The following is a 16,191-nucleotide window of genomic DNA, read 5'->3' on the forward strand; positions in this document are numbered from 1 at the left end:
GCGTGCGCTATCTTCTGCCGGTGTCCGCCACCGAGAGCACCCCGCCCCCGAACCCGGGGGCGGACCCGCGTCCGGCTCCGGGCCGGGTCCCCGGCCAGGACCCGCGCGTGCAGTGGGCCCTGAGCCTCGCGGTCGTCGCCGTGGGCGCCCTGACGATCCGGCCCATGGGCCTCGGCGGCCAGGGCCTGGCGGTCGCCGTCCTCTTCGTACTCAACTCCGCGGCACTGCTGGCCAGGGGAGTGCCCGAGCACCGGGTCCCCCCGCGGGCGGCGCTGGCCTGGCTCTCGTCCGGCATCGTCGCGGCAGCCGCCCTCCTCGGCGTCAGCGACAGCGGCACGGGCTACCTGTTCGCCTACTTCATCGCCGGCCACATCGGCTACCGCCTCGACACCGGGCGGGCCCTCACCCTCGCGGCGGCGTGCTCCCTGCTCTGCGCCGGTGTCCTGTACTTCCACCTCGGTCCGGGAGACCCGGAGCTGCCCTGGGTGCTCGGTCTCACCACCGGCGTCCCGGTCGTGGTCGGCATCCTCAACCGCACCCAGCGCCAGGCCGTACGGTCGGCGCTCTCGGCCGCCGAGTCGGCGGAACGCGCCGCCCGCGCGGAGGCGAGGACCGCCGTCCTCACCGAGCGTGGCCGGATCGCGCGGGACGTGCACGACGTCCTCGCGCACTCCCTCGCCGGCATCAACATGCAGCTGGAACTGGCCGACGCGCTGCTCGACACCGGTGACCTGGAGAGGGTCAGGGCGGCCACCACCAAGGCCCACGGCCTGGTCAAGGAGAGCCTCAAGCAGGCCCAGTGGACCGTGCACGCGCTGCGCGAGGACGCGTTGCCGCTGCTGGAGAGCCTGACCGCGATGGTCGAGTCGTCGGGCCACCACGACGCCCTCACGGTCACGGGAACCGTCCGCGAGGTGCCGGCCCAGGTGACCCAGAACCTGCTGAGGATCGCCCAGGAGGCCCTGACCAACGCGGCCAGGCACGCTCCCGGCGGAAAGGTCGGGGCGGAGCTGACGTTCGCCGCCGCGTCGATCACACTGAGGATCCGCAACCGGCCCGCCACCCGTGCGGTGACCCCGGGCGTCGGCAGCGGAATGGGTCTGATCGGAATGCGCGAGCGCGTCGCCCTGCTGGGCGGGAGCGTCACCGCGGGGCCGGTCACCGAGGGACCGGACCAGGGCGGCTGGCAGGTGGAGACGGTGATTCCAGGATGAGCGAACAGACCGAGGGCGCAGCACGGTTGAAGGTGATCGTCGCCGACGACCAGGCCGCCGTCCGGGAGCCGCTCGCCGCGGTGCTCGGCCTGGCCGAGGACATCGACGTCGTCGCGGCGGCCGCGGACGGCACCGAGGTACTGGCGGCGGTGGCCGCCGGCCCCGTCGACGTGGTGCTGATGGACCTGCGCATGCCCGTGCTGGACGGCATCGAGACGACCCGCCGCCTGACCGAGGAACACCCGGAGGTGGCGGTGGTCGTCCTGACCACCTTCGCCGACGACGAGTCGATCCTGGGCGCACTCGGCGCGGGCGCCCGCGGCTACCTGACCAAGAACGCGGGCCGCCAGGACATTACCCGCGCGATCCGCGCCGCGGGCGCGGGCCAGTCCGTACTCGACGGCGAGGTCCAGGCCCGCCTGCTCGCCACGGCCAGGGCGCAGGCACCCGCCCCCGACCGGGCGACGGCCCGTCGGCCCCTGCCGGACGACCTCACACCCCGCGAACGCGAGGTCCTCGCCCTCATCGGCCAGGGCCTGTCCAACCGGGGCATCGCGGAGAATCTCTTCATCAGCGAGGCCACGGTCAAGACCCACATCAACAACCTGTTCGCCAAGGCCCACATCCGTGACCGGGCGGACGCGGTCCGCCGCGCCATCGGGGCGGGGCTGGCCTGAGGAGCGCGGACGCGTGACCCGCGGTCAGGCCGGGCGGTGTGCGACCGCCTTGAAGAACGTGTAGCAGAACACCCCGTCGGGCTCGGCCGTACGCCGAAGGGCGGCGATGCCCGCGTCGAAGGTACCCGGGTCGATCAGCCCCGCCGCGACGGCGGGCTCCCGGACCCCCGAGATCATCGCGGTGAAGGTGCGTCTGATGAAGCTGTCGGCCAGTTCAGGCCGGCTGCCGTCGACATAGACGGTGCGAGGGGTGACGGCGATGTCCGACCACCCCGTCTCGTGCAGCAGGGGGAAGAGCCGCCGGCCGATGAGTGCGTCGCCGCCGGCGTGCCGCTGCAACGTCACCTGGCACGCGATGGCCGCGCGCGCGGCCTCGTCGTCCGGATGGAAATAGGTCGAGCCGTGGTCGCCCTCGATGACGGTGATCGTGCCGCCGGGCCGGACGAGGCGGCGCAGCCGTCGCAGCGCGTCGACCGGAGAGGGCAGGTGTTCGAGCAGGAAGCACACGAAGACGTGGTCGAAGGACGCCTCGGCGAAGCCGCCCTCCCGTTCGGGGAGCGCGAACACGTCCTTCTCGGCGAACTCGACATTCGCCAGACCCGCGGCAGCGACACGGTGCGAGGCCGACTTCAGCGAGTCGGGGGCGATGTCCGCCGACACGAAGTGCGCGTGCGGGCTGTGCGAAGCCAGGGTGGTCGTCTGGGCTCCCACACCGCACCCGATCTCCAGGACCCGTTCGCCGGGCCGGAAGCGGGTGTCGCCGTGCAGCAGCTCGACCAGGGCGTCCGCCTGGTCCGAGAGGCGCGTGCTCTCCTCGGAACGGTAGCCGTGCACGTACTGCTCGAACATGGTCATGGTCTCGATCACCCTCATCAACTGGTCCGGCTCCGAACTCTCCAGTGCGGCCTCGAGCCGGTCGCGGAGTTGGCTTCGCCGTCGGAGGTCCTCCTCGACGTCGTCGAGGTGGGCGCGCAGGGTCGCCGCCGGGTCCGGATCCTCGTGCGCCAGCAACGCGGCGATCTGCCGGAGCCCGAGACCGGTCCGGCGCAGCGCCGTCGCCCGGTAGAGACGCGTGACGTGCGCGGGGCCGTAACGACGGTGGCCGCTCGGCGTGCGCTCGGGAGACACCACGCCCAACGCGTCCCAGTGCCGCAACACCCGCACCGACACCCCGGTCGCCAGTGCCAGCTCGCCGACCGTCCACCACGTCCCGTCGTCGTCCACAGCGGCAACGCTAGGTCCTCACACGGTGTCAGCTTCAAGTCGCTGCGGCGGCATCGTGATGCGCACAGTTCGCACAGGTGGTGCACAGACGGAGGGCGCCCGGCGGATGATCCGCCGGGCGCCCTCCGTCGTCGAAGCGGTCGCGACGACTACAGCTTCTCGATGACGTAGTCGACACACTTCGTCAGCGCCTCGACGTCCGCCGGGTCGATCGCCGGGAACATCGCCACGCGCAGCTGGTTGCGGCCCAGCTTGCGGTACGGCTCGGTGTCGACGACGCCGTTGGCGCGCAGCACCTTGGCGACGGCGGCGGCGTCGATGTCGTCGGAGAAGTCGATCGTGCCGATGACCTGCGAGCGCTTGGCCGGGTCCGAGACGAACGGGGTGGCGTACTTGGACTCGTCGGCCCACGTGTACAGGCGGGACGAGGAGTCCTTGGTGCGGGCCGTGGTGAAGTCCAGGCCGCCCTGGCCGTTCATCCAGTCGAGCTGCTCGCCGAGGAGGAACAGGGTGGCCAGCGCCGGGGTGTTGTACGTCTGGTTCTTGCGGGAGTTGTCGATCGCCGTCGGCAGCGAGAAGAACTCCGGGACGTGGCGGCCGGACGCGTGCACGCGCTCGGCGCGCTCGATCGCGGCCGGGGAGAAGACGCCGATCCACAGGCCGCCGTCGGAGGCGAAGGACTTCTGCGGGGCGAAGTAGTAGACGTCGGTCTCGGCGATGTCCACCGGCAGGCCGCCCGCGCCGGACGTCGCGTCGACCAGGACGAGGGCGCCCTCGTCGGCACCGGCCACGCGCTTGATGGGCATGGCGACACCGGTGGAGGTCTCGTTGTGCGTGAGGCCGTACACGTCCACGCCGGCCTCGGCACGCGCCTCGGGGTGCGTGCCCGGGTCGGAGGACACGACGGTCGGCTCGGCCAGCCAGGGGGCGAGCTTGGCTGCCTTGGCGAACTTGGAGGAGAACTCGCCGAAGCTCAGGTGCTGCGACTTGTTCTCGATCAGGCCGTGGGTCGCGACGTCCCAGAACGCGGTGGAGCCGCCGTTGCCGAGGATCACCTCGTAGCCGTCGGGGAGCCGGAACAGCTCGCGGATGCCCTCACGGACCTTGCCGACCAGGTTCTTGACGGGCGCCTGGCGGTGGGAGGTGCCGAGCAGGGACGTACCGGTGGCGGCCAGGGCGTCCAGCGCCTCCACCCGCACCTTGGAGGGACCCGCGCCGAAACGACCGTCCGCGGGCTTCATGTCAGCAGGAATCTGGATCTCAGCCACGAGCCGGAGGGTATCGCCTCGGCCAAACCGGGCGAAGACATGTCCGTCCGATGAGACGAGATCTCCGCCGTGCGGACCTGTGCGGAGCTACGAGAGCCCATGCTGGAGGCATGACCGATCTGGAGGCAGCACTGCGCAGGGCCGTCCGCGGCGAGGTCGGGTTCGACACCACGTCCCGGGCGCTGACCACCATGGACGCGTCGAACTACCGCAGGGTCCCGCTCGGGGTGGTCGCGCCCAGGGACGCCGACGACGTGGCGGCCGCGCTGGAGGTGTGCCGGGAGCGCGGGGTGCCGGTCGTGGCGCGGGGCGGCGGCACGTCGATCGCCGGGCAGGCGACGGGCACGGGGGTGGTGCTGGACTTCACGCGGCACCTGAACCGGCTGGTCGCGCTCGACCCGGAGGCGCGTACGGCCGTCGTCCAGCCGGGGCTGGTCCTCGACCGGCTCCAGGACGCCGCCGCGCCGTACGGGCTGCGTTTCGGGCCCGACCCCTCCACCCACAGCCGCTGCACGCTCGGCGGAATGATCGGCAACAACTCCTGCGGCTCCCACTCGGTGGCCTGGGGCACGACGGCGGACAGCGTGCGCGAGCTGACCGTGCTCACCGCGCGAGGGCGCCGGCTGCGGCTCGGGCAGGAGTGGGCCGGGGCCCCGCAGGGCCTGCGTGAGCTGGTGGACGGTGACCTCGCCCGGCTGCGCACGGGCTTCCCCGACCTCCCGCGCCGCATCTCCGGCTACGCGCTGGACGCCCTGCTCCCGGAGCGGGGCGCGGACGTGGCCCGGTCCTTCTGCGGCTCGGAGGGCACGCTCGGCGTGCTGACGGAAGCCGTCGTCCGGCTGGTCGAGTCCCCGCGCGCGCGGGCGCTGGCCGTACTGGGCTACGCCGACGAGGCCGGGGCGGCGGAGGCGGCGGCCGGGCTGCTGCCGCTCGGCCCGCTGACGGTGGAGGGCATGGCGGTGGACCTGGTGCCGTCCACGCGGGGGCTGCCGCGGGGCGGGGCATGGCTGTTCGTGGAGACGGGCGGCGACACGGAGGCGGAGGCCCGCGCGCGTGCGGAGGCGGTCGTACGGGCGGCGGACGTCGTGGACGCGCTGGTGGTGACCGATCCGGCCGGGCAGCGGACGCTGTGGCGCGTCCGGGAGGACGCGAGCGGTACGGCGACGCGGATGCCGGACGGCTCGGAGGCGTGGCCGGGGTGGGAGGACTGCGCGGTGCCGCCGGCCCGGCTGGGCGGCTATCTCCGGGACTTCCGCGGACTGCTCACCGCCCACGGCCTGCGCGGCACGCCGTACGGGCACTTCGGCGACGGCTGCATCCACGTACGCATCGACTTCGACCTGCTGACGGACGCCGGGGTCGCCCGCTTCCGCCGCTTCTCGGAGGAGCTGGCGGACGTGGTCGTGGCGCACGGCGGTTCGCTGTCCGGGGAGCACGGGGACGGGCAGGCGCGGGCCGAGCTGCTACCGAGGATGTACGGGCCGGAGACGGTGGCGCTCTTCGAGCGGGCCAAGGCGGTCTGGGACCCGGACGACCTCCTCAACCCCGGCATGCTGGTCCGCCCGGCGCCGCTCGACGCGAACCTGCGCTTCTCCGTCCTGCCGCGCGAGCCGGTGGACGTGGAGTTCGGCTACCCGTCCGACGGCGGCGACTTCTCGGCGGCCGTGCGCCGCTGCGTCGGGGTCGCCAAGTGCCGTACGACGTCGGTGTCCGGGACGGGCGTGATGTGCCCGTCCTTCCGTGCGACGGGGGACGAGCAGCACTCCACACGCGGTCGAGCCCGGCTGCTGCACGAGATGCTCGCCGGGGAGCTGGTGACGGACGGCTGGCGTTCGACGGAGGTCAGGGACGCCCTGGACCTGTGCCTGTCCTGCAAGGGCTGCCGCTCCGACTGCCCGGTCGAGGTCGACATGGCCACGTACAAGGCGGAGTTCCTGCACCACCACTACGCCGGGCGCCGCCGCCCCGCCGCCCACTACGCGATGGGGTGGCTGCCGGTGTGGCTCCGCTGGACGGCACGGGCCCGGCTGACGCCGGTCGTCAACGCGCTCGCGTCGGTACGGCCGTTGGCCGCGGTGGCGAAGCGGCTGGGCGGGATCGCGGGGGAGCGGGAGGTACCGCGGCTGGCCGGGGAGACGTTCAGCAGGTGGTGGCGGGGGCGGCGTCGGGAACCGGTCGGTGCGGGCGACCTGGTGGTCCTGTGGCCCGACACCTTCACCGAGCACCTCTCGCCCTCCGTGGGCCGGGCGGCCGTACGGGTGATGGAGGCGGCGGGGCTGCGGGTGGCGCTGCCGCCGACCCTGCGGGGACGTGCGGTGGTCGGGGACGGTACGACGCGGTCGGCCCTCGCACTGCTGACGGCCCGCCGGGGCGGCCGGGTCTGCTGCGGCCTGACGTACGTCTCGACGGGCCAACTGGACCGCGCCCGCGCGGTGCTGCGCCGCACGCTGGACCTGATGGCCCCGGTGCTGGAGACGTCCGCGCCGGTCGTCGTGCTGGAGCCGAGCTGCGCCGCCGCCCTGCGCACGGACCTGCCCGAGCTGCTGCACGACGACCCGCGCGCGGCCCGGCTCGCCTCCCGCGTCCTGACCTTCGCGGAGGTCCTGGAACGCCACGCCCCCGACTGGACCCCGCCCGCCGTGAACCGTCCGGCGGTCGGCCAGACCCACTGCCACCAGCACGCGGTCCTGGGCGACACGGCCGACCGCCGCCTGCGCGACGCGGCCGGCCTGACCGGTGAGCTGAGCGGCGGCTGCTGCGGCCTCGCGGGGAACTTCGGCTTCGAGGACGGCCACTACGAGGTGTCGGCCGCGTGCGCCGAGGACCAGCTCCTCCCCGCGGTGCGCGAGGCTCCGGACGGCGCGGTGGTCCTGGCGGACGGCTTCTCGTGCCGGACGCAGCTGGAGCAGCTGGCGGGGGTGCGGGGGCGGCATCTGGCGGAGGTGCTGGCGGAGCGGTTGGCATGACGGTCCGTCCTGTCGGGGTCCGCTACGGCCGGTGGAACCCGACCTCGGGGTGGGAGGACGTGGGGCCCTGGAGGAGGGGCTGGGAGATGCCCCGGAGGTGGAGGTCGAAGAAGGCGCCGACGTAGTCGCGGGTGAGGTACCAGCCCCGCTCGCCCGAGAGCGGCACCTCCGGATCGGCCAGTCCCAGCTGCTCCGCCAGCCAGGGGATGTCGGTGAAGGAGAAGTGCCCGGCCCCCGCCACCGTCAGCCAGCGTTTCCAGCCGTGCAGGCGGTCGTAGGTGGCGGCCCAGTCGCTGCCGGTGTTGCCCGGACCGTGGACGGCCTCGGCGCCGACCATCATGAACGGGCGCCGGCCGAGCCCGTGCCCCGCGTCCGGCACGAAGAAGCCCCCGTCCAGGTTGACCCCCGCCCGGACCCGGCGGTCCGCCGCCATCGTGGCCATGGCGGCCGCTCCGCCGATCGAGTGGCCGGCGATGCCGATACGGCGCGCGTCGACCACGCGCGCCAGTACCCCCGCTCTCCGGCGGTCGGTCAGCTCGTCGATCACGAAGGAGAGGTCCGCGGCCCGGCCCCGCACGACCGTCGCCTCGTCGACATCGGCGCCGACGCGGTCGCAGGCCACGCAGGGCGGGACCCGGCCCCCGGGGAACTCCGTCCCGACGGACTCGTAGGCGTGGTCCACGGCGGCCACGACCTGGCCGCGGGCGGCCAGGTCCTCGGCGAGCGCGGTGAGCGTGGTGCGCGGCATGGAGAAGCCGGGGGACAGGAGCACCAAGGGGAAGCGGCCCGGTGCGGTCGGCGCGGCGAGCCGTGCGTGCGTACGCGTTCCGGCGACCGTCTCGGCCGGGACGGCCCCGGCGAGTCCTTTGGCCTCCAGGAGCCGCTGCGCCTCGCTCTCGGTCATGTACGCCGCCGGGGCCCCGTCCGACGGGCGAGCCGGGTAGAACACGGACACCATCAGCTCCCGGCCCCGTGCCGTCGGCACCCAGGGGTCGCGGCGCTGCCGGTCGACGAGGTGCAGGGTGCGGCGGCCCACGGGGTGGGGGCCGGAGGGCCGGGGCAGCTCCAGCGCCGGGGCGGACACCGACGACGCGGGCGCGGCCCCCAGGAGGGGTACGGACACGGCTCCCGCGAGCAGCACGGCCAGGACGGTTCTGCGCGAGGTACTCGAACTGACTGTCATGCGGCCGACGTTAGGGGCCCGCCCCCGCTCAACGCGTCAGGCCTGGGCGGTACTTGGGCGTACGACCGGAGGGTGATCCCGGGGGCTGGGACGGCACCGTGGGATCAGGAACCGGTGCGGCCGCTTCGCGGGCGGGGTTTCACAGCCACCGCTTGGCTGCTTCGACGCTGTCGCCGATGCCGGTGTTGAACGCGATCGCGGCTCTCGGCGCGTGTCGCCGGACCAGGTTCACGACCTGCTCGAAGAACGTCAGAGCGGGCTCCGGTTTGCGTATCCCACCCCCGATGACGACCACGTCCCAGTCTCGTTCGGACAGAGCCGCGACTACCGTGGACCCGGCTGCTTCGCCCGGTCTGATCAACGCCGCGGAGACGTCGATGGCATGTTCACCGAAACGGGCCAGTTCCCTGTCCAGGGCCGCGCGCAAGGCGTCCCCGTCCATGCCGGGCACGGCCTGTGGGTCGAAACCAAGAATGAGGGCGGAAGGCATGCCCTGTATGACGATCAGTCGGTCCAGCTCGTTCCCCCGGTCCGAGGCTGGTCGACGCCCAGGATCTCCGCGAAGCGCGAGAGTCTGTGCGCGGGAGACGTCGGAACCGCGTGCCGCGATGGGTGCGTGATCTTTCGTATGGACGGTTCGGGTGATCAAGGGCAGGCGTCGCGGTGGCGGGGCGTCAGGCGGTCGTGGGTGGTGGGGGGTGGCGCGGTCGTCGTCGCCTTGGCGGTGGCCGCGGGTCTGGTGATCGCCGACGACGGGCCCGCCGACATCGCCGCGCCGTACGGCTGCGGGACCGGCGGCGGCGCGCACGGGACCCCGGCCACCTCCTCCGCGCCGGACCGGCCCGCGCCGGAGGGCGTCGCCGACTTCGACGGGGACGGGCACCCCGACCTGGCGTTCGGCTCGATGGGCGATGTGCCTGGCGGGTACGGCGGGGGGAGTGTCGAGGTCGCGTACGGGGCGGGGGACGGGACCGGGATCGCCCGGTGTCAGTACCTGACGCAGGACGACGCCGGGATACCGGGGAAGAACCGGGACGAGTCGTTCTTCGGGACGGACGTCGTGGCCCGCGACTTCGACGGGGACGGGTACACCGACCTCGCCGCCTCCGTCTTCGACTGGGAGCCGAGCGTGATCATCATGTGGGGCTCCGAGGACGGGCTTTCGCGCGCCGTCCGGGTGCCGGGGACGGACGCCAGTCACGTCGCCTGGGACAACGACCCGATCCTGGACGAACAACTCGCCGCCGGTGACTTCGACGGGGACGGGCACCCCGACCTGGTCTTCGGGCTCGGCTCCGACAAGGGGCTGCTCAAGGGGCCCTTCGGGCGGGACGGCACCCCCGCGGGGACCGGGCGCGTCCCCGCCCCGCGTCGGCCCGCCCCCGACGTCGACACGGCGAACTACAGCGACCTCCTCGCCGGGGACCTCGACGGCGACGGCATCGACGACCTGGTGAGCTTCCACGACGCCGACACCGGGCCCGAGGTGCCCTGGCGCGACAGGACCCTGCCGGTGAGCTACCTGCGGGGCGGCCGGGACGGCTTCACGCAGCCCGGGGGCACCCGGCTCCCCGACGCGGGCGAGGGGGCGATCGGCGACATGGACGGGGACGGCATCGACGACCTGGTCCTCAGTCCCCGGGGCGGCGACGCGAGCCGGAGCTCGGTGACGGTGGTGTACGGGTCGGAGTCCGGGCCAAAGGGGCGGAGGACGACGACCGTCGACCGCGACACCCCCGGCGTGCCCGGCGAGGAACCCCAGGACGAGGACGCCGTCCTCACCAGTCTGGACACCGGGGACGTCAACGGCGACGGGTACGCGGACGTGGTGGCCGGGGCTCCCAGGTGGGACGTGTACGGGGAGCCTGGGCCCGAGCAGGTGCTGTTCCTGGCGGGCGGGCCGGACGGGCTCGGCGGCGAGGGTGCCCGGTTGTTCGACGGGCGCGACCTCGGTGCCGACGCGGGCGGGGACGCCGACTTCGGCGCGGCCGTGGGCCTCACCGACCTCGACGGCGACGGTCGCGCCGACCTCGTGGTGACCGCGCCGGGCAGCGACACGGTCGAGGGCGTCGCGTACCTGCTGCGGGGCGCCGCCGAGGGACCGTCCACGACCGGCGTCACCCGGCTGACCGAGGGCACCTTCGACGACACCGAGGGGCTGGATCTGCTGATGGGCGGCGGGGAAATCGCCAACTAGGCGCCCCGGCCATGATTTAGGACATAGGTTGACCTAGATCGGTCATAGCGTGGTCCTCGACCGGCGGAGCAGGAACAGCGGAAGGCGAAGACCCCATGACCACCACAGAGCCCACCACCGAGTCCATCACCGAGCCCCTCACCGGCGAGCGTGCCGACCTGGTGGAGATGCTGGCCAAGCACCGGCACTTCCTGCGCTTCACCACCCGTGACCTCACCGACGAGCAGGCCGGGCGCCGGACCACCGTCAGCGAGCTGTGTCTGGGCGGCCTGATCAAGCACACGGCCGCGGCCGAGCGGAACTGGACCGCCTTCATCGTGAACGGCCCGTCCGCGATGGGCGACTTCACGGCCATGACCGAGGCCGACTGGGCTCGGCGGGCCGACGAGTTCAAGATGCTGCCCGGCGAGACGCTGGCCGGTGTGCTGGACGACTACGCCGAGGTGGCCCGCCGGACCGAGGAGCTGATCGCCACTCTGCCCGACCTGGGAGCCACCCAGCCGTTGCCGAAGGCGCCGTGGTTCGAGGCCGACACCGAGTGGTCGGCGCGCCGGGTGCTGATGCACGTCATCGCCGAGACCGCCCAGCACGCGGGTCACGCCGACATCATCCGCGAGTCACTGGACGGCGCCAAGAGCATGGGATGACCTGCTGCCCGCCGCCCGCTGCTCAGGGCATCGTCTCGCCCTGTACCAGCGGACGGCAGACCGGCTGGACGTCCTCGGGGAGCTCGTCCGGGCGGCACCAGCGGGCCTCCAGGATCTCGAAGGGGTCGAGGCGCAGCTCGCCGCCCAGGAGCCGGGCCTCGTACGCCACCTCCAGGCGGGTGCGCAGGCCGCTGTTGAGCATGACCAGCCGGCCCGCCTCCACGTCGAGGCCGGTCTCCTCCCTGACCTCCCGGACGACGGTCTGCCGGAAGTCCTCGCCCTTGTGCGCGAAGCCGCTCGGCAGACCCCACTGGCGGCCCGGCGCCCACAACCGGTGCTTCAGCATCAGGACCCGGCCCTCGTCGTCCCGCACGACGCCGGTCACGCCGACCACGAACTTGGCGTTCACCAGCCACATCAGGCGGCTCTGGACGGGGCGCAGCAGGCGCCAGAGGCGGGTCAGGAGTCGTCTCACCCGGTGGACGGTACCCGCTCGGCGCGGGGCCGGGCGGGGCCGGGTGGCGGCGGCGTTCCGGCCGGCCCCGGCTCGCCTGACGGACGCGCGTTGACAGCCGGACACCCCGGCCCCGACAGTTGCGTAAAACGGCTACGTGCCTGACATGGTCCATTACTCTGGACCGTGCAGTGCAGTACGCTGAACGACGTCCGTCCGCACACCGTCCCGGAGCCTCCGTGAGTACCCCCAGCGCCACCCCCGGCACCTCGTCCCCGGCCGCCGCGCCCGCCGCCGCGCCCGCCGTCGGTCACGCGTCCGTGCCGGACAGTGCGCCGGGTGATGCTCCGGGTGGGCGGTTCGGCGCCCTCGGCCCGGTCGGCCTGGTCCTCGCCGGTGGCATTTCCGTGCAGTTCGGTGCCGCGCTGGCGGTGAGCCTGATGCCGCGGGCCGGAGCGCTCGGCGTGGTGACCCTGCGGCTGGCCGTGGCCGCCGTCGTCATGCTGCTGGTCTGCCGGCCCCGGCTGCGCGGGCACTCCCGGGCCGACTGGGGCACGGTCGTCGTCTTCGGCATCGCCATGGCCGCCATGAACGGCCTCTTCTACCAGGCCGTCGACCGCATCCCGCTCGGCCCCGCCGTCACCCTGGAGGTGCTCGGCCCGCTCGCCCTGTCCGTCTTCGCCTCCCGCCGCGCTGTCAACCTGGTCTGGGCCGCGCTCGCCCTGGCCGGCGTCTTCCTGCTGGGCGGCGGCGGCTTCGAGGGTCTCGACCCCGCCGGTGCCGCCTTCGCCCTGGCGGCGGGCGCCATGTGGGCGGCGTACATCGTCTTCAGCGCCCGCACCGGACGCCGCTTCCCGCAGGCCGACGGGCTGGCCCTGGCGATGGCGGTCGGGGCACTGCTCTTCCTGCCGCTCGGCATCGTGGAGTCGGGGTCGAAGCTGATCGACCCGGTGACGCTCGCGCTGGGCGCCGGGGTCGCCCTGCTCTCCTCCGTCCTGCCCTACACCCTCGAACTCCTCGCGCTGCGCCGCCTGCCCGCACCGACCTTCGCGATCCTCATGAGCCTGGAGCCCGCCATCGCCGCGGCGGCCGGTTTCCTCATCCTCGACCAGGCCCTGACCGCCACCCAGTCCGCCGCCATCGCCCTGGTCATCGCGGCCAGCATGGGCGCGGTACGGACCCAGGTGGGGCGGCGTCGGCCGAAGGTGCTTGCCGGGGGGGTCCTAGGCGCGTCCCGGGCGTCGTCCCGGGCGTCGTCCCGCCGACGGCGGCCGTACCGCTCCGGCGGCATTTCATAGCCATGTACATAGTAGCCATGTACTCTATTTTTCATGAGCAAGGATTCGCGGCACGCGACGCCCGGCTACCTGGTGTGGCGGCTCGCCAACAAATGGCGGGTCGCGGTCGATCGCGCCGTGTCCTCCCTGGGCCTCACGCACGCCCAGTACGTGGTGGTCGCGTCGCTGTACGGCATGCAGCGCGCCGGTGAGCGGCCCAGCCAGCGCCGACTCGCCGACCACACGGGGCTGGAGGCGCTGTACGTCTCGAAGCTGGCGCGAGCGCTGGAGGCGGCGGGGCTGATCGAGCGCACCCGTGACCCCAGGGATCCACGGGCCGTGCAACTCGCCCTCACCGAACGGGGCGAGTCCGTCACGCGGGAGGCCGTCACGGTGGTCCAGGAACTGCTCCAGCGGTTGCTGGAGCCGCTCGGAGGCCTCGATGCCGCACGGACGCGCGCCTTCACCGACGAACTGACGGCCCTGCTCGACGCACCTCTCGCTCCACCCGTACCGAACGACGCGAGTACCCGGAGGACGACGCCATGACCGCCAGCACACCCGCCACGCCCACCGCACCGGCCGCCGGCGCCGCGACCACGGACGCACCGCCGGCGGACGCCCGCGCCCTCGGCCTGGCCCACTACGCCGCCCGCGGGGTGCTGGAGCAGATCCTGGCCCGGCACGGCGTCACCTTCCAGCAGCAGGTGGTCCTGCGTGCCGCGGCCACCGCCCAGGCCCCGCCCACGCCCGAGGGCCTCGTCGCCGAGGTGCGTGGCACCCTCAAGGCCGACCCGGCCGACATCCGGAGCGTCGTCGACGGGCTGCTGGTCAAGGGGTTGCTGGTCGCGGACGGCGCGCACCTGCCCGCCACGGACGCCGGACGCGAACTGCTCGCCGCAGTCGGCGCGGCGGTCGCGCCCGTCAGCGCCCGCATCTGGGGCGGGATACCTGCCGATGACCTGGCCGCCGCCGGCCGCGTGCTCGCGCTCGTCACCGAGCGGGCCGACGCCGAGTTCGCCGCGCTGACGGACGGGTGACGACCGCCGGACCGCACGGCAGGGTGCCCCCTCCGGCGCCCGGCGACGGCCGCAACGCATAGGCTGCGTACCTGGTCAGCTCATCGGGATCATGGGGAGGGAACCGATGAACCACACGGCCGAGGTCTTCCAGCCCTTGCAGGACGACGATCCGCGCACCGTGGCCGGTTACCGTCTCGCGGCCCGGCTCGGAGCGGGCGGCATGGGCCGGGTGTACCTGTCGCACACCCGGGGCGGCCGTCCCGTGGCCATCAAGGTCGTACGGTCGGAACTGGCCGACGACGCGACCTTCCGGCGGCGCTTCGGCCGGGAGATCACGTCGGCCCGCAGGGTGAAGGGCGCCTACACCGCCGAACTGATCGACGCCGACCCGGACGGCACTCCGCCCTGGCTGGCCACCCTGTACGTGCCGGGGCCCTCCCTGGCGGGCGCCGTCGCCCGGAGCGGGCCGCTGCCGGTGCCCGCCGTGCTCTGGCTGATGGCAGGGGTCGCCGAGGCGCTGCAGGCCATCCACGCGGCGGGAATCGTGCACCGGGACCTCAAACCGGCCAACGTCCTGCTGGCCGTCGACGGACCGCGCGTCATCGACTTCGGCATCTCGCTCGCCGCCGACAGCACCGCGCACACCGCCACGGGCACCACCATCGGCACGCCCCAGTACATGGCCCCCGAGCAGGCCTCCGCGGGTGCCGTCACGGCGGCCACCGACATCTTCTCGCTCGGGCAGACGGCCGCGTTCGCGGCGCTGGGCAAGCCCCTGTACGGCGACGGTCCGGCCGCCACCGTGCTGTACCGGATCGTCCACTCCGAGCCCGACCTGTCCGAGCTGCCCGAACGCCTGCGCGACCTGCTCGGCCGGTGCCTGGCCGCCGACCCCGAGGAGCGGGCCACCCCCGCGGAGATCGTCGAGTGGTGCCGCCGGGAGCTGGGCCGGGACGGCGGGGAGGAGTCCGGTCCGGCCGTGTGGCGGGAGATCGCCGGGCCGCCGGTGACGGTCCCGCCGCCGGTCGCGGCCACGGGACCGGCGACCGCAGCGGCTCCGGTCGCGGCCCCGGGCCCGACCGCGGTGCACACCACGCCGTGGACCGCCCCGCAGGGGCCCGTCCCGGCGCCTTGGCCGGGCACCCCCGGGCCCTGGCCGGGCGCCGCAGGACCGGGAGGGCCGGCCGTGCCGCGGCGGCCGGCCGGGCCGGAGGAGCGCAGGCGCCGCCGGAGGAACGCCGTCCTGATCACGGCCGCCGCCGTCGTCGCGTGCGGCCTCGTGATCGCGGCGGGAACGGCCCTCCTGGACGCGGCCGGGCGGGGCCTCGACCGGGCCCGGGACGCGGTCGAGTCCGCGTCGGAGTCCGCGTCGGCGTCGAAGTCCGCGTCGGCGTCCGGTACGCCCCGCCCGGCGGCGGAGGGGGCGGCGTCGGGAGAGGAGGCCGCGTCGTCGGCCGGGACAGGGCTCGCCCCGTCGGACGGACCGTCGGACACGGCGGCCGACGGTCGCACGGCCGGGGCCACCACTCCGCAGGCCCACGTCTATGCCACCCCCTTGCTGACCCATGACAACTCGCTGATCCTGCACAACGGCGAGGAGGGCAAGGGCCACAAGGGAGACATCCGCTTCGGCTGCGAGAGCGTGGGCTGCGAGCTGACGAGCGACACCAGCGTGATCGTTCAGGTCCCCGGCGATCCGGGCGCCACCTACGAGACATGCCGCGACCTGACCGCCGGCAGGAGCGGTCCGCACGAGCTCCCCCTGGCCGCCTCGGCGGCGGGAACCGAGATCTGCGTCAGGCACCGCGACGGCGACATCGCGCTGCTGGTCATCCAGACCAAGTCGACCGCCGTGCCGCACATCGGCTTCCTCGACGTGGACCTGACGGTCTGGCCGGCCGGCTGACCGCGCGGGTCCGAAGCCGTCGTGACCAAGCACCCGGGGAGGTGCCGGCCCCACCCGCCCCTCGCGCAAAATCATGCAAGCATGCTTGATTGTTAATGCCGCCCCTGCCATGCTCCTCACCACACCGCGCCGCACGCCGCCGTGCCCGAGGGGAGC

14 protein-coding genes are annotated in these 16,191 nt (G+C 73.8%); 9 read left to right on the top strand and 5 right to left on the bottom strand.

Annotated elements, in window-relative coordinates; genetic code table 11:
- Nucleotides 1-2: 2 nt before the first annotated feature.
- Nucleotides 3-1,214, top strand: coding sequence for a sensor histidine kinase (locus ACFYZ3_RS25000; protein ID WP_388521764.1), 1,212 nt, complete (start codon nucleotides 3-5; stop codon nucleotides 1,212-1,214).
- Complete coding sequence (locus tag ACFYZ3_RS25005; RefSeq protein ID WP_388521767.1) at nucleotides 1,211-1,891, top strand: response regulator; 681 nt, start codon at nucleotides 1,211-1,213, stop codon at nucleotides 1,889-1,891. The genes ACFYZ3_RS25000 and ACFYZ3_RS25005 overlap by 4 nt, the downstream gene beginning before the upstream one ends.
- Nucleotides 1,892-1,915: 24 nt before the next feature.
- Here the strand turns inward: ACFYZ3_RS25005 and ACFYZ3_RS25010 are convergent, their stop codons facing one another.
- Both ACFYZ3_RS25010 and serC read right to left on the bottom strand, forming a co-directional pair.
- The gene (locus ACFYZ3_RS25010) at nucleotides 1,916-3,115 is read right to left on the bottom strand and encodes a methyltransferase (protein ID WP_388521769.1); all 1,200 of its coding nucleotides are present in this window, start codon (nucleotides 3,113-3,115) and stop codon (nucleotides 1,916-1,918) included.
- 149 nt (nucleotides 3,116-3,264) lie between these two features.
- Nucleotides 3,265-4,383, bottom strand: coding sequence for a phosphoserine transaminase (gene serC / locus ACFYZ3_RS25015; RefSeq protein ID WP_388521772.1), 1,119 nt, complete (start codon nucleotides 4,381-4,383; stop codon nucleotides 3,265-3,267).
- Between the two features lie 110 nt (nucleotides 4,384-4,493).
- Here serC and ACFYZ3_RS25020 point away from each other — a divergent pair, with 110 nt between their 5' ends.
- A complete protein-coding gene (locus ACFYZ3_RS25020; protein ID WP_388521775.1) occupies nucleotides 4,494-7,349 on the top strand; it encodes an FAD-binding and (Fe-S)-binding domain-containing protein in 2,856 nt (951 codons plus the stop codon).
- Nucleotides 7,350-7,371: 22 nt separating this feature from the next.
- Here the strand turns inward: ACFYZ3_RS25020 and ACFYZ3_RS25025 are convergent, their stop codons facing one another.
- Nucleotides 7,372-8,532 (bottom strand): alpha/beta hydrolase family protein, encoded by a 1,161-nt coding sequence (locus tag ACFYZ3_RS25025; RefSeq protein ID WP_388521778.1) that lies wholly within the window; start codon nucleotides 8,530-8,532, stop codon nucleotides 7,372-7,374.
- Nucleotides 8,533-8,671: 139 nt separating this feature from the next.
- Nucleotides 8,672-9,022, bottom strand: a complete 351-nt coding sequence (locus ACFYZ3_RS25030) for a hypothetical protein (RefSeq protein ID WP_388521781.1) — start codon at nucleotides 9,020-9,022, stop codon at nucleotides 8,672-8,674.
- 198 nt (nucleotides 9,023-9,220) lie between these two features.
- Between ACFYZ3_RS25030 and ACFYZ3_RS25035 the strand changes: the two genes are divergently transcribed.
- Nucleotides 9,221-10,729 carry an FG-GAP-like repeat-containing protein gene (locus ACFYZ3_RS25035; RefSeq protein WP_388521784.1) on the top strand — a complete coding sequence of 503 codons (1,509 nt, stop codon included), beginning with the start codon at nucleotides 9,221-9,223 and terminating at the stop codon, nucleotides 10,727-10,729.
- A 95-nt stretch (nucleotides 10,730-10,824) separates the two neighbouring features.
- Nucleotides 10,825-11,376: a DinB family protein gene (locus ACFYZ3_RS25040; RefSeq protein WP_388521787.1), complete on the top strand. Its 552-nt coding sequence runs from the start codon at nucleotides 10,825-10,827 to the stop codon at nucleotides 11,374-11,376.
- A gap of 22 nt (nucleotides 11,377-11,398) precedes the next feature.
- On the opposite strand, the gene ACFYZ3_RS25045 is transcribed toward ACFYZ3_RS25040, so the two are convergent.
- Nucleotides 11,399-11,851, bottom strand: a complete 453-nt coding sequence (locus ACFYZ3_RS25045) for an NUDIX hydrolase (RefSeq protein WP_388521790.1) — start codon at nucleotides 11,849-11,851, stop codon at nucleotides 11,399-11,401.
- Between the two features lie 218 nt (nucleotides 11,852-12,069).
- Between ACFYZ3_RS25045 and ACFYZ3_RS25050 the strand changes: the two genes are divergently transcribed.
- The 4 genes from ACFYZ3_RS25050 (at nucleotide 12,070) to ACFYZ3_RS25065 (ending at nucleotide 16,035) form a co-directional block, all read left to right on the top strand.
- The gene (locus ACFYZ3_RS25050; protein WP_388521792.1) at nucleotides 12,070-13,128 is read left to right on the top strand and encodes a DMT family transporter; all 1,059 of its coding nucleotides are present in this window, start codon (nucleotides 12,070-12,072) and stop codon (nucleotides 13,126-13,128) included.
- Between the two features lie 33 nt (nucleotides 13,129-13,161).
- On the top strand, nucleotides 13,162-13,656 hold the full coding sequence (locus ACFYZ3_RS25055) for a MarR family winged helix-turn-helix transcriptional regulator (RefSeq protein WP_388521795.1): 495 nt from the start codon (nucleotides 13,162-13,164) through the stop codon (nucleotides 13,654-13,656).
- A complete protein-coding gene (locus tag ACFYZ3_RS25060; protein WP_388521797.1) occupies nucleotides 13,653-14,147 on the top strand; it encodes a hypothetical protein in 495 nt (164 codons plus the stop codon). The genes ACFYZ3_RS25055 and ACFYZ3_RS25060 overlap by 4 nt, the downstream gene beginning before the upstream one ends.
- A gap of 106 nt (nucleotides 14,148-14,253) precedes the next feature.
- The gene (locus tag ACFYZ3_RS25065) at nucleotides 14,254-16,035 is read left to right on the top strand and encodes a serine/threonine-protein kinase (protein ID WP_388521800.1); all 1,782 of its coding nucleotides are present in this window, start codon (nucleotides 14,254-14,256) and stop codon (nucleotides 16,033-16,035) included.
- Nucleotides 16,036-16,191: the final 156 nt, after the last annotated feature.

This window comes from Streptomyces sp. NPDC001599 (genome assembly GCF_042893535.1).
Taxonomy (GTDB): domain Bacteria; phylum Actinomycetota; class Actinomycetes; order Streptomycetales; family Streptomycetaceae; genus Streptomyces.

Excerpts from the sequence above, each read along its gene's own strand:
- ACFYZ3_RS25005 (WP_388521767.1), top strand. The coding sequence starts at position 1,211 with ATGAGCGAACAGACCGAGGGCGCAGCACGGTTGAAGGTGATCGTCGCC.
- ACFYZ3_RS25020 (WP_388521775.1), top strand. The coding sequence starts at position 4,494 with ATGACCGATCTGGAGGCAGCACTGCGCAGGGCCGTCCGCGGCGAGGTC.
- ACFYZ3_RS25025 (WP_388521778.1), bottom strand. The coding sequence starts at position 8,532 with ATGACAGTCAGTTCGAGTACCTCGCGCAGAACCGTCCTGGCCGTGCTG.
- ACFYZ3_RS25030 (WP_388521781.1), bottom strand. The coding sequence starts at position 9,022 with ATGCCTTCCGCCCTCATTCTTGGTTTCGACCCACAGGCCGTGCCCGGC.
- ACFYZ3_RS25040 (WP_388521787.1), top strand. The coding sequence starts at position 10,825 with ATGACCACCACAGAGCCCACCACCGAGTCCATCACCGAGCCCCTCACC.
- ACFYZ3_RS25055 (WP_388521795.1), top strand. The coding sequence starts at position 13,162 with ATGAGCAAGGATTCGCGGCACGCGACGCCCGGCTACCTGGTGTGGCGG.
- ACFYZ3_RS25060 (WP_388521797.1), top strand. The coding sequence starts at position 13,653 with ATGACCGCCAGCACACCCGCCACGCCCACCGCACCGGCCGCCGGCGCC.
- ACFYZ3_RS25065 (WP_388521800.1), top strand. The coding sequence starts at position 14,254 with ATGAACCACACGGCCGAGGTCTTCCAGCCCTTGCAGGACGACGATCCG.